Genomic DNA, 12,122 nt, shown 5'->3' on the forward strand with positions numbered 1-12,122 from the left:
GCGAGTTCAATAGAAAGCGCTTACTTTGACGGGCAAATTTGGGGCCGTGCATTGAGAAAGTGTTTTGCGCAAAACGTCGTACTACAGCCTCTTAACTGTTGCGAGGACGTGCAGTCGTACCGCGCACGATCAGGTCGGTCGGCACGATGTACTGCGAACTTACGGGCCGCCCTTCGATCCGCGCGAGCAGATACTCGGCGCTGCGCGCGCCGATTTCATCGGCGGCGAGCCGCATGGTGGTGAGTGGTGGAGACGTAAAGCTCGAGAATTCGATATCGTTGATGCCCGCGATCGACAGGTCACCCGGCACGTCGATACCCGCCTCGCGCGCTTCCGCCAGCGCGCCGATTGCCAACAGATCGGTGCCGCAAATCACGGCCGTCGGACGCTCGGGGCCGTTCATCAGCGCCTTCATCGCCATCTGGCCTTCAATGATCTTGTGCGGCATCTCGATCAGATGCTCGTGGCGCAACTGCAGCCCGCGCGACTGTAGCGCCGCGCGCACGCCGATGATGCGATCAGCCGCACGATCGCTGTGCTGCGTCATTTGCGTAATCATGCCGAAGCGGGTATGCCCGAGCTCGAGCAGATAGTCGGCGAGGCGCCGCCCGACTGCAACGTTATCGAAACCGACATACGGATGGTCGTGATCGACGGTCCAGCCGTTGACGAGCGGAATCTGTTCCTTTTCGATCAGCTCATACAGCGCGGGCGAGTGGCTACGGCCAACGAGCATCAAGCCGGCGATGCCGTCCGCGATCAGGGCGCGCACCTGCTTGAGTTCGTCTTCCTGATCGTAATACGAGCATCCAAGCAGCAACGTATAGCCGGCTTCGCCGATGCGCTTTTGCAGCGCGAACACGCCGATCGCGAAGTTCTGGTTTTCCAGCGATGGGATCACCGCGCCGATCGTCTTGGACTTCTGCGACGCCAACGCACGCGCAGCCGCATGTGGCGTATAGCCGAGATCGCGCGCGATGTCGCGCACGCGGGTCTGCAGCTCGGCGGCAACCGTTGCGTTGCCATTCAATACGCGCGAAACCGTCGCTGTCGAAACGCCCGCTGCGCGAGCCACATCCATGACGGAAATCGCATTCGATTTGCGACGCGGCGCTCTTTTCTTAGTGTCTGTGGTCAACTTGCACCCTGCCCGGAGTCGAGGCGCACCATCGCGCCATCCCTGTGCCGCATTCTATAACGTGCGGCAGCCAGCAATGACGATAGCCGGGTCAGAGTACCTGGCTAGTCGATCCGCTGCGGATCGCCGTCGAACTCGACGAGACAGCCAAAGCCACCGTGAAACAGCGCCTCACGCGCGTCTTCGGTTTGCCCTGTTGCCGCGATCTGGGCGGCATACTGTTCGGCGTCGTCTTCCGGCGCATAACCGAGCCGCCGCACATTCGCGTTGTCCCAGCGGTTACGCGCATTGCCCGAGACGCCATACACGATCAGGAAATGATAGTCGGGGTAGTCGATGCAACGCCTCGTCAGTTGCACCATGTCACGATGACTGATCCACGTGAACAGGTGCCGCGGCGCCGTCGGCGTGTTGTCTGGACGAAACGAGCCGATCCGCATGCATGCGACCGACATGCCGTGCTTGTCCGCGTACATCCGTCCAAGCGCTTCGCCAAACACCTTCGATACGCCATAGCGGCTGTCCGGCCGCGGCGCGACGGCATTGTCGATCATCCGGTCGCACCGGTGAAAGCCCACTGCATGGTTGGAGCTCGCGAACACCACGCGTTTGACGCCAGCCTGACGCGCGGCTTCGAAGACGTTGTAGCAACCTTCGATGTTCATGTCGCGGATCTTTTCCCAACGGTCCTCGTCCGGAATGCCGGCCAGATGCACGACCACGTCGACACCCTGCATCACCGGCAACAGATCCTCTAGCCGGGTAATGTCGGCCGTGACGATTTCTTCGCCCTCGCCTGCTTCAGCTTGCGGCGCGATGTCCGCGAGACGCAACTGATATTGGCCGCGCAAGCCGGCGCGCAATACCCGGCCAATATGGCCAGCTGCGCCGGTAATCAAAACCCGTTTCATTCGATGTCTCCATTCGGTGTCGATAAGTCAAACGCCGCGGCCGCGGCCGCGGCCGAGCGCTGGTGATACGCGTTGAGATAGGCGTCGCGGGACGGCACGAGATGCGCGCGGCACAGCGCGATCAGATCGTCGCGATCGCCGCGCCGCAACGCATCGATCATCTGATGATGTTCGGCGCGCGCTTTCTCCAGATAGACCGGAAATACGATCGATACGGAGCGGATCGCGTGCGTGCGCCGCTCATATTCATGAATCGCGTCGACGAGCACCTGGTTGCCCGATAACGCGAAAAACGCCCGATGGAACGCCATGTTGACGCGAAACACGCGGCGCAGATCGCCTGCCTGCGCGGCGGCGTCATGTTGCGCCTGCAACGTGTCCAGTTCCGCGAGCTTCGCGGCGCCAACAGGGAAAACAATCCGGCTCGCCGCGTCGGTCTCCAGCAGCTCACGCAACGCGTACAACTGCGTCACTTCGCTTGCGGTGAACGACTTGACCAGCGCGCCGACATGCCTGCGACGTTCGATCAGGCCACGTCGCTCCACTTCTCCCAGCACCTGGCGCGCCACATGACGCTTCAGATTGAAGCGCTCGCACAGGTCGTCTTCAACCAGACGTTCGCGCGGATGCAGCAGGCCGAGCACGATCTCCTCTTCAAGCTGGTCCGCGACACGGCGTATCGTTTCGTCGGTATTGCGGTCGCGCAGCACCGGCGCGACCGCACTGGGCCGCTGTTGCCCCGCACCGTTGCCGATCGGGTCTGACGTCACGGCTTGTTTCCAGGCACCGTGGCCACGGTCTGCGGCGCCTTCAGAAAGTCGAAGTCGCACCCTTCGTCGGCCTGCGTGATCGTGGTCAGAAACAGTTTTCGATAACCGCGCAGGTTCGGTTCGGCTTCGCGCGGCGGCAGCGCCGCCAGACGTGTGGCGATTTCCTCGTCGCTCACCAGCAGCTCAACCGAGCGCTGCGCCACACTCAGGCGAATCCGGTCGCCCGTGCGCACGATCGCGAGCGGACCGCCAATCGCCGACTCCGGCGTCACGTGCAGCACGATGGTGCCCGCCGCGGTGCCGCTCATGCGGCCATCGGAGATGCGCACCATGTCTTTCACGCCAAGCCTTCCGAGCTTGCGCGGAATCGGGATATAGCCCGCTTCCGGCATGCCGGGTGCCCCGACCGGACCAATCTGCTTGAGCACGAGCACGTCATGCGCTTCGACGTCGAGTTCGGGATCGTCGATGCGCAACGCGAGGTCCTCGGCATTCTCGAACACCACGGCTCGGCCTTCGTGTTCCATCAAGTCCGGATTCGCTGCGGACTGCTTGATAATCGCACCGCCCGGCGCCAGATTGCCGTGCAATACGGCGATGCCGCCTTGCGGAAAGATCGGCTTGCTAAACGGCCGCACGACGTCCTGCGCGAAGCTGGCGGGCGCCGCATCGAGTTCTTCGCCCAGCGTGCGGCCCGTGACCGTCAAGGCATCGAGATGCAGCAGGCCCTTCATTTCGCGCATGACGGTAGTGAGTCCGCCCGCGCGATGCAAGTCCTCCATATAGTGCTGCCCCGACGGTTTCAGATCCACCAGCACTGGCGTCTCGCGTGCCATCCGGTCGAGCGCGTCGAGATCGATCTTGATGCCCAGACGCCCGGCAATTGCAGTCAGATGGATGATGCCGTTGGTCGAACCGCCGATAGCCAGCAACACGCGCAGCGCGTTTTCGATTGCTTTCGGCGTGAGGATTTTCGCAGGCGTGAGATTCGCGCCGATCATCGCGACGGCCTGGGCGCCGGTGCGCTCCGCAATGCGGATGCGGTCGGCGCTGACCGCCGGCGGCGAGGCGCCGCCCGGCAACATGATGCCCATCGCCTCAGCAATGCAGGCCATCGTGCTGGCGGTGCCCATTACCGAGCAAGTGCCGACCGTCGCCACCAGCTGGTTGTTGACCGCATCGATTTCGTCCGCGTCGATCTGGTCGCCGCGGAAGCTCGCCCAAAAGCGGCGACAGTCCGTACAGGCACCCACTCGCTCGCCACGATGCGAGCCGGTCAGCATCGCGCCTGTCACGAGCTGGATGGCGGGGACGCCCGCGACGGCGGCACCCATCAGTTGCGCAGGCACAGTCTTGTCGCAGCCGCCGATCAGCACGACCGCATCCATCGGCTGCGCGCGGATCATCTCCTCGGTGTCCATGGACATGAGGTTGCGCAGATACATGCTGGTCGGATGCGAGAAGCTTTCCGCGATCGAAATGGTGGGGAATTCGACCGGCAGGCCCCCCGCCAGCATCACGCCGCGTTTAATGGCCTCGACCAGTTGCGGCGCGTTGCCGTGACACGGGTTGTAGGCGCTGCCGGTGTTGGCAATGGCGACGATGGGCCGCGCCAACGCGTCGTCGGTGTAACCCGCGCCCTTGATAAACGCCTTGCGCAGGAACAGCGAAAAGCCCGCGTCCCCGTAATTGGTCAACCCCTTGCGCAAACCGCGCGGCGCGTCGACGCCCGGCGTATCGTCGCCCGGCTGGGCTTTATCGAGCTTGTCTGCCATCACTATGTCCCTTGATCAAATTATCGATAATCTTGACGATGATTCTAACGAGACTTATAGTGATCCGCAAGTAAGCGCTTTCTCAAAGTTAACATTTTTTGGGCTGCGCGCTCCTTTCTCTTTTCAAACCGGATGTCCCGATGAAAAAAAGTGTTGTCGCCTACCGCAAGCTGCCTGCCGCAGCCCTGCGCATCCTCGAAGCTCAATACGACGTGACCTGCGCCGACGCCGACACCCAGCGCGACGCGTTTCTCGCGGCCCTCGCGAACGCGCATGGCACGATCGGCAACAAGCTCAAGCTGAACGCTGAATTTCTCGATGCTGCGCCCAAACTCGAAGTGGTGTCGACCGTCTCCGCCGGCTACGACGACTTCGACGTGGCGGATCTCACGCGCCGCGGCATCGTGCTGTGCAACACCCCGGACGAAGTCACCGAGACGACGGCCGATCTGATGTTCGCGTTGATCCTCGCCACGGCGCGCCGCATCGCCGAGCTCGACGCCTCCACCCGCCGAGGTGAATGGCAGAGCTCGTCGGGGCCTGCGCAATTCGGCGTCGACGTGCACCACAAGACGCTCGGTATCATCGGCCTCGGCCGCATTGGCGCCGCGGTGGCCCGGCGCGCGGCGCACGGCTTCGGGATGAACGTGCTCTATGCGAACCGCTCGCGCAATGTGGCCGCGGAGGAAGCGTTCGGTGCGAAATGGTGTCCGTTGCCCACGCTGCTGGCCGAAGCGGACTTCGTGTGCGTGCTGGTGCCGCTTTCCGCCGCGACCGAGAAGCTGATCGGCGCGGCCGAATTGCGTTTGATGAAGTCGAGCGCGATTCTCGTCAACTGTGCGCGTGGCCAGGTGGTCGACGAAGCGGCGCTGACGGACGCGCTACGTGAGGGCCGCATTCTCGGCGCGGGGCTCGACGTGTTCGAACGCGAGCCGCTGCCCGCCGATTCGCCGCTATGCGCGCTGCCGAATGTGGTGCTCGTGCCGCATATCGGCTCGGCCACAGCCCAGACACGCGAAGCCATGGCGCGCCGCGCTGCGCAGAATCTGGCCGACGCGCTCGAAGGACGCCTCACGGCGACGTGCGTCAATCCGTCTGCAGTCGATGCCCGTTCCCTGCTGCATACGCCGGGCAACTGACGAGCCGCCGCTGTGCGGTCTCGTTGCGAGGTTCATCTTCGTCAGCAAGCGGCACGCTTCGCTCACAGCCGAAGCGCGCAGCGGAACCACGCACTCGCCTCGCCTGCTCAATTCGGCGAATGAGCCGCCACCGCCGCACTGATCTGCGGCCGGCTGCGGATAAAGACCAGCATCGCGAGCACACCCGCGAAATCGATCAGTGCACCGAACATAAACGCGCTGTGATAACCGCCAAAATACTGGATCAGCATTCCCGTCAACGCCGGCCCGATGATCCCCGACAGGTTGCTCAGAAAGTGAATGAAGCCGCCCACGCCGCCCTGGCGGTGCAGCGGCAGGATTTCGTGCTGGATCGCCCAGATCGACTGGCACGATCCGGTCAGGAACAGCAACGCGGCGGCAATCAATGCAACCGCCGCCGTCAACGACCCGGCCGAGGTAATGCTCAGCACCGCGACGCCCGACAACGCCAGCGGAATCGTGGCGACCAGTTTGCGCGCCTTGATCGGATCGTCCATGCGCTTATAGACGATGTCGCCGATCACCCCGCCGCCGAAATAGCCAATCGCTCCGCAGATCCACGGAATCGACGTGATGATGCTCATCGACTTCAGGTCGAGATGCATCACGTTGGTCAGATAGCTGGGCAGCCACGAGATGAAAACGTACTGCGTGTAGTTCACCGCGAACAGACCGGCACCGAGTGCCAGTGTGCTCGGACGGCGCAGATACGCGCCGAGCGTCATGCCGTCGTCTTCGACGTTACGTGCTTCCGCAATAGCACGGCTATCGTTGATCAGTTTTGCTTCGCCCTCGCCGACGCGGCGGCTCTGGCTGGGCTTGTCGGTGACGAACAGACGCCACAACAGCAGCCACAGGAAACCCAGCACGGCGATCACGATAAACGACGCGCGCCAGCCGAAGCCGATGGCGATCAAACCCACCACCGGCCCTGCAATCGCGTTGCCGAGCGTCTGTCCGGAGAAGGTGAAGCCGATCATCGTCGCGGTTTCATGACGGGGAAACCAGTTCGAGATCGTGCGGTTGGTGTTGGAGCTCATGGGCCCTTCGCCGATACCGAAGAACACCCGATACACCAGCAGCGAAACAAAGCCGGTTGCGCTCGCGGTCAGTCCGCAAAACAGCGACCAGAATCCCATGGCCCACGTGAAGACGCGCAGCGTGCCGAACTTGTCTGCGAAATAGCCGCCCAGGAACGAGAAGATCGAATAGCCGATGAAGAAGCTGCTGAAGATGACGCCGAGTTGCGACGGCGACAGTTCGAGCGTCTTGCTGACGATTGGCGCGACGATGCCGAGTGCCGCCCGATCCATGTAGTTGATCGCGCCGGCCATGAAGAGCAACCCGGCGACCACATACCGATACTTTCCCGTGTCCATATGTCTCCAATAATGTAATCGCTTTCTTTTGACGTATGAGTCGCACCGCCACCCAATCGAAAGCATCTAATATTCAGGCACTTTAGTAGAACCGGGATGGGAAGACAAGAGAAAGCGCTTACTCGTTTTACCGTATACTGAGCCATGATCCGCCATCCACTTACCCCCAACACGGAGACAAACCCATGTGGCAGCAGGCTGAGCGCTATCCCGACCCCCGCGTCATCTCACTCGATCCGTCGTTCGATCAATATCGCGTCGCGTTCTCCGCGGTCGAGCGCCTCGCCACCGGCTACCGCTGGACGGAAGGGCCGGTGTGGTTCGGCGACGGGCGCTATCTGTTATGGAGCGACATCCCGAACAATCAGATGCTGAAATGGGAGGAAGAGACCGGTGTGGTCAGCGTGTTTCGTAAACCGTCGAACTTCGCCAACGGCAATACGCGCGACCGGCAGGGCCGTCTCGTCACCTGCGAACATGGGCGCCGTGTGACACGCACCGAATATGACGGCAGCATTACCGTGCTGATGGATTCGTTCGAAGGCAAGCGGCTGAACTCGCCGAATGACGTGGTGGTCAAGTCGGATGGCTCGATCTGGTTCACGGACCCGCCAATGGGTATCGCGGGTCACTATGAAGGCATCAAGGCCGAGCAGGAACTTCCGCATTCGGTGTACCGGATCGACGGTGTCACGGGAGAAGCTTCCGTTGTCACGCGTGATCTGAAGGGGCCCAACGGTTTGTGTTTTTCACCTGACGAACGCTTGCTGTACATCATCGAATCGCGCGCCGTGCCTGAGCGCCTGATCCACGTCTATGAGATGGAGCCGGATGGGAAAGGAATCGGTAAGGGACGCGTTTTCTACAATGCGGGGCCAGGTACGATCGACGGCATGCGCGCCGATATTGACGGCAACCTGTGGTGCGGCTGGGGTATGGGTAGCGACGAACTGGACGGCGTGGTGATCATCTCGCCGGCTGGAAAGCCGATCGGCCGCATCGCACTGCCTGAGCGTTGTGCGAACCTGTGTTTTGGCGGCCGCGCCCGCAACCGCCTGTTCATGGCTTCGTCACAATCCATTTACGCGGTCCACGTGAACACCCAGGGCGCCGTGGGCGGTTAAGGTGTCTACGCAGGATGACGGCGGCGGGCCGCGAGGGCCCGGCCCGCCGCCGTGTATTTAAGTGCGCACCGCTTCGGGTTCTTGCCGCTTTCTATGCTCGTGACGGATATCGGTGCCACGAACCACATACACGACGGATTCGGCAATGTTGGTGGCATGGTCGCCAATCCGCTCGATCGCCTTGGCGATAGACAGATAGTCCAACGCCGTCGAGATCGTGCGGGGGTTTTCCGTCATCGACGTCACGAGCTTGCGCACAAAGGCCCTGAACTCGTTATCGATCGCCTCGTCGTCCAGAATGATCTGTTCGGCGGCAGCCGTGTCCATGCGCGCAAACGCGTCCAGCGCGCGGCGCAGCACGCTCGCAGCCATGGCCCCCGAGATCTTGATCTCGGCGATGTTGACGTCCTGCGCACTGACCTGCGGCGCAATGCGGCGGATCCGCTTGGCGATCTTGCGCGCCTCGTCGCCCGCACGCTCGAGATTGGTGACGCATTTCGAAGCCGCCATTAGCAGACGCAGGTCGCGAGCGGCCGGCTGTCGACGCGCGATGACATTGCAGATTTCTTCGTCGAGCTCGATTTCCATCGTATTCAGACGGCGCTCGCCTTCGAGGACGAGTTCGACAAAATCGAGCTCGAAGGTATCCAGGGCCTGCATCGCATACGCGATCTGCGACTCCACCAACCCACCCATGGCGAGCAAGCGCGTGGAGAGCAGCGTGAGATCGGCGTCAAACTGGCTGGAGAGATGTTTATCCGGCATATATGCTCCTTAGCCGATAAGGGCCGTTGACGTGTTTCGAAAACAGTATATACCGTATTATCTCTGCGCCAAATCTTACCTGGACAAGTATTCGAACGAGTGTGGTAACTACGCAGCAGGTTGCGCAAACAGCTCCGCGATGTAGCCTGCAGCCTTGATCCCTGTCCCCGTCAACAGCACGACCGTGCGCTCGTTTGCCTTGATGGTGCCGCGACGGCTCAACTCGTCGAGTGCGGCGGCGGCGTGCGCGCAGGTCGGTTCAACAAAGACGCCCTGACGCGCCAGCTTTTTAAGCGCGGCAACAATGTCGTCTTCGGAAACGGCTACCGTCGAACCACCGCTGTCCCGCAGTGCGGTAATCATTTCCCGCAGACGAAGCGGATGCGCAATCGCCGTGCCTTCTGCGACCGTCTTCAGGACCGGCCGGGCCACGGGCGTGTCGACCCCGGCATGGAACGATGCATCGAGCGGCGAGCAGTTCAGCGGCTGCGACGCAAACAGACGTGGCAGCTTTTTGATCTGCCCTGCCGCAAGAAGCTCCTTGAAGCCAATGTCACAACCGAGCAGGTTGCTTCCCGCTCCCACCGGAATGATGATGTTGTCCGGCGCCTCGAAATTGAAGTCTTCCCATAGTTCGTAAGCAATGGACTTGGTGCCCTGCAGAAAGAACGGCTGCCAGTTATGGCTGGAGTAGAAGATCTCGGCGGATTGGCGAATCGCCTCCGCCTGCGACTCTTCGCGCGGCCCCTCAACCAGCTGGATCTCGGCACCGTATGCGCGGACCTGAGCCACCTTGGCTGGAGACGTGTAAGCCGGGGCAAGAATCTTCACGCGCATGCCTGCGGCTGCACCGAACGCAGCAACCGATGCGCCACCGTTGCCCGAACTGTCTTCGAGCACAGCGTTCACGCCGATCTGGCGCAGGAACGACAGCATGACCGCAGTGCCGCGGTCCTTGAAGCTGCATGTCGGATTGAACCACTCCAGTTTAAAAAACGGACGGTGCTCATTCCATTCCTTCTGCACCAATGGGGTACATCCCTCCCCCATCGAAACCGGTTGAGCGATATCGACCGGCAGCGCAGCACGGTAGCGCCATAGCGAACGATTGCTGCGGTCGATATCGTCACGTCCGATGCCTTGCAGTGGCGTGATGAGAAGCGGTGTCTGGTTATCCGAGCACCAGCGCGGTTGCTCGAACGGATACAGCGCTCCAGTGAGCGGGTCGATGTACTGAGCTTTAGACATGTTCGTTCCTGACGTTAATGATGTGGCGATCCGGCGTGTCGCCGACCCAGGCGCCGGACCCGGCTCCGAAAACACCCCAGCGGCGTGCATCACTTCGCATCGCTATACACCGTCGCTCGTGAGACACCCAGATACTGCGCCGTCACTTCCATCGCCCTGCGGATCTCCATTACACCGGAGTCCTTAAGTTCACGCAGGAGCGTACGGCGGTCTTCCGTCTTGAGAGCGCGCGGCGTGGTAGCGAGTCTGGCCGCAAACTGGTCGATGCGCGCGCGGATCAGGTCCGCCCCCGCCGGGTCCAGCGATTCTTTCATGGCCGAGTCCGCATCGACCCGGACAAATTGACCGACGGCGCTCTGCAAGCCGCGGAATAGCGTCAGGTCGATATTCATGCACAACGCGGCAACGTACTGGCCGGATGAATCCTTGATGCCGATCGAGGTGCTTTTTGCCGCACGGCCATCCGCAAACTGATTGGCGTAGTTCGCAATGACCTGGGGATATTCCGGGTCGGCGATGCGCGCCAGTCCGAGTTCGGTTGCCGGGTGGCCGACTTCCCGGCCGGACAGATTGTTGTGGATTGCCAGAACGGCATGTTTGGGGTCGAGCAGATCGTGCACGACCACCTCGCAAAACGGCGCAAAAGTCTCAGCCAATCCTGCCGCGATCTGGCCGACCTGCTCGAGCAGTGCGCGCTGCTCAGGGGTCTGTTTCGTCATAGGGACGGCTCACGGGACATCGATAAAAGACAGATTATCCATTATTGGACAATTCGTCAATTTGAGCTCGATGCCCGCCGCGTCCGGTGCAGCGTCGGGTTTATCACTCCAGCAGATAAACGTATAGCATTTGCTTCGTTGCTCTTGGCTGTACAGGCCGGTAAATTGGGGGCATCGCGCCACCACCGGCGCCTCCGCTGCGACCGACCAAAGAGTTTAGTGTGACGATTGCTACCGACCGCGCTGTGTCCGCGCACCACGCCATTCCCCAAGCCATTGAAATTCGGGCCTTCGACGGCCCTGTGGGCGCCGAAGTCCTCGGGCTCGATCTGAGCCAGCCGCTGGCTGCCGAAGATTTTGCGCGCATTCATCGCGCGCACCTCGACCACCACGTACTGGTGTTTCGCGACCAGCGCATCACGCCTGAGGAGCAGATTGCCTTCAGCCGCCGCTTCGGTCCGCTGCAGATCCACGTGCTGCACCAGTTTCAGCTCTCAGGGCATCCGGAAGTGCTGATCGTCTCGAACATCGTCGAAGACGGCAAGCCGATCGGCCTGGGCGACGCCGGCCATTTCTGGCACTCCGACCTGTCGTACAAGGAAACACCGAGCCTCGGCTCGATGTTGCATGCCCAGGAACTGCCGTCCGAAGGCGGCGATACCCTGTTCGCCAACATGCACCTTGCGTGGGACACGTTACCCGCTCATCTGCGCACTGCTGTAGAAGGGCGCTCGGCGGAGCACACGTATCTCGCGAAGTACGCGGAATTGCAAAAGCGTAGTCCGTGGCGGCCGAATCTGTCTGCCGAGCAGATTGCCCAGGTCAAACCGGTCGTGCATCCGGTGGTCCGCACGCATCCGGAGACGGGCCGCAAGGCGCTTTTCGTCAGCGAGCATTTCACCACCCGCATCATTGGGCTGCCTGAAGACGAAAGCCAGCAACTGCTCGAAGAACTGTTCGCGCATAGCGTGCGCCCTGAGCACCTGTACACGCACAAGTGGGAGGAACACGACATGGTGTTCTGGGACAACCGCTCGCTGATGCATCTCGCCGCTGGCACACCCGACCATCTGCGCCGCAAGATGTACCGCACAACCATCGAAGGCGACGTGCCGTTCTGACGGCCCTGTTCG

Annotated in this window: 11 protein-coding genes; 3 read left to right on the plus strand and 8 right to left on the minus strand. The window is 61.7% G+C overall.

The window, feature by feature from the left end:
- Window positions 1-91 precede the first annotated feature (91 nt).
- The 4 genes from P3T24_RS24150 to P3T24_RS24165 form a co-directional block, all read right to left on the minus strand.
- Entirely contained in the window at window positions 92-1,081 is a 990-nt protein-coding gene (locus tag P3T24_RS24150) for a LacI family DNA-binding transcriptional regulator (RefSeq protein ID WP_429409752.1), read from the minus strand.
- Window positions 1,082-1,242: 161 nt separating this feature from the next.
- Window positions 1,243-2,049 (minus strand): NAD-dependent epimerase/dehydratase family protein, encoded by an 807-nt coding sequence (locus P3T24_RS24155; protein ID WP_429438505.1) that lies wholly within the window; start codon window positions 2,047-2,049, stop codon window positions 1,243-1,245.
- A complete protein-coding gene (locus tag P3T24_RS24160) occupies window positions 2,046-2,819 on the minus strand; it encodes a GntR family transcriptional regulator (RefSeq protein WP_429438508.1) in 774 nt (257 codons plus the stop codon). Before P3T24_RS24160 ends, P3T24_RS24155 begins: the two co-directional genes overlap by 4 nt.
- Window positions 2,816-4,594: an IlvD/Edd family dehydratase gene (locus tag P3T24_RS24165; RefSeq protein ID WP_429438511.1), complete on the minus strand. Its 1,779-nt coding sequence runs from the start codon at window positions 4,592-4,594 to the stop codon at window positions 2,816-2,818. Before P3T24_RS24165 ends, P3T24_RS24160 begins: the two co-directional genes overlap by 4 nt.
- A gap of 140 nt (window positions 4,595-4,734) precedes the next feature.
- Here P3T24_RS24165 and P3T24_RS24170 point away from each other — a divergent pair, with 140 nt between their 5' ends.
- The gene (locus tag P3T24_RS24170) at window positions 4,735-5,733 is read left to right on the plus strand and encodes a 2-hydroxyacid dehydrogenase (RefSeq protein ID WP_429438514.1); all 999 of its coding nucleotides are present in this window, start codon (window positions 4,735-4,737) and stop codon (window positions 5,731-5,733) included.
- Window positions 5,734-5,840: 107 nt separating this feature from the next.
- On the opposite strand, the gene P3T24_RS24175 is transcribed toward P3T24_RS24170, so the two are convergent.
- Entirely contained in the window at window positions 5,841-7,133 is a 1,293-nt protein-coding gene (locus tag P3T24_RS24175; protein WP_074268057.1) for an MFS transporter, read from the minus strand.
- 185 nt (window positions 7,134-7,318) lie between these two features.
- On the opposite strand from P3T24_RS24175, the gene P3T24_RS24180 reads away from it, so the two are divergent.
- Window positions 7,319-8,257: an SMP-30/gluconolactonase/LRE family protein gene (locus P3T24_RS24180; protein WP_429438516.1), complete on the plus strand. Its 939-nt coding sequence runs from the start codon at window positions 7,319-7,321 to the stop codon at window positions 8,255-8,257.
- A gap of 57 nt (window positions 8,258-8,314) precedes the next feature.
- Here the strand turns inward: P3T24_RS24180 and phoU are convergent, their stop codons facing one another.
- The 3 genes from phoU to P3T24_RS24195 form a co-directional block, all read right to left on the minus strand.
- Window positions 8,315-9,022 carry a phosphate signaling complex protein PhoU gene (gene phoU, locus P3T24_RS24185; protein ID WP_074268055.1) on the minus strand — a complete coding sequence of 236 codons (708 nt, stop codon included), beginning with the start codon at window positions 9,020-9,022 and terminating at the stop codon, window positions 8,315-8,317.
- 108 nt (window positions 9,023-9,130) lie between these two features.
- A complete protein-coding gene (locus P3T24_RS24190) occupies window positions 9,131-10,270 on the minus strand; it encodes a threonine synthase (protein ID WP_429409759.1) in 1,140 nt (379 codons plus the stop codon).
- A gap of 89 nt (window positions 10,271-10,359) precedes the next feature.
- Window positions 10,360-10,989 carry a helix-turn-helix transcriptional regulator gene (locus P3T24_RS24195; protein ID WP_429438519.1) on the minus strand — a complete coding sequence of 210 codons (630 nt, stop codon included), beginning with the start codon at window positions 10,987-10,989 and terminating at the stop codon, window positions 10,360-10,362.
- A gap of 245 nt (window positions 10,990-11,234) precedes the next feature.
- Here P3T24_RS24195 and P3T24_RS24200 point away from each other — a divergent pair, with 245 nt between their 5' ends.
- Complete coding sequence (locus P3T24_RS24200; protein ID WP_429438833.1) at window positions 11,235-12,110, plus strand: TauD/TfdA dioxygenase family protein; 876 nt, start codon at window positions 11,235-11,237, stop codon at window positions 12,108-12,110.
- Window positions 12,111-12,122: the final 12 nt, after the last annotated feature.

Source organism: Paraburkholderia sp. GAS33 (genome assembly GCF_050436645.1).
Lineage (GTDB): Bacteria > Pseudomonadota > Gammaproteobacteria > Burkholderiales > Burkholderiaceae > Paraburkholderia > Paraburkholderia phenazinium_B.

Coding starts and splice junctions, on each gene's coding strand:
- P3T24_RS24150 (WP_429409752.1), bottom strand. CDS start 1,081: ATGGATGTGGCTCGCGCAGCGGGCGTTTCGACAGCGACGGTTTCGCGC.
- P3T24_RS24155 (WP_429438505.1), bottom strand. CDS start 2,049: ATGAAACGGGTTTTGATTACCGGCGCAGCTGGCCATATTGGCCGGGTA.
- P3T24_RS24165 (WP_429438511.1), bottom strand. CDS start 4,594: ATGGCAGACAAGCTCGATAAAGCCCAGCCGGGCGACGATACGCCGGGC.
- P3T24_RS24170 (WP_429438514.1), top strand. CDS start 4,735: ATGAAAAAAAGTGTTGTCGCCTACCGCAAGCTGCCTGCCGCAGCCCTG.
- P3T24_RS24175 (WP_074268057.1), bottom strand. CDS start 7,133: ATGGACACGGGAAAGTATCGGTATGTGGTCGCCGGGTTGCTCTTCATG.
- P3T24_RS24180 (WP_429438516.1), top strand. CDS start 7,319: ATGTGGCAGCAGGCTGAGCGCTATCCCGACCCCCGCGTCATCTCACTC.
- phoU (WP_074268055.1), bottom strand. CDS start 9,022: ATGCCGGATAAACATCTCTCCAGCCAGTTTGACGCCGATCTCACGCTG.
- P3T24_RS24190 (WP_429409759.1), bottom strand. CDS start 10,270: ATGTCTAAAGCTCAGTACATCGACCCGCTCACTGGAGCGCTGTATCCG.
- P3T24_RS24195 (WP_429438519.1), bottom strand. CDS start 10,989: ATGACGAAACAGACCCCTGAGCAGCGCGCACTGCTCGAGCAGGTCGGC.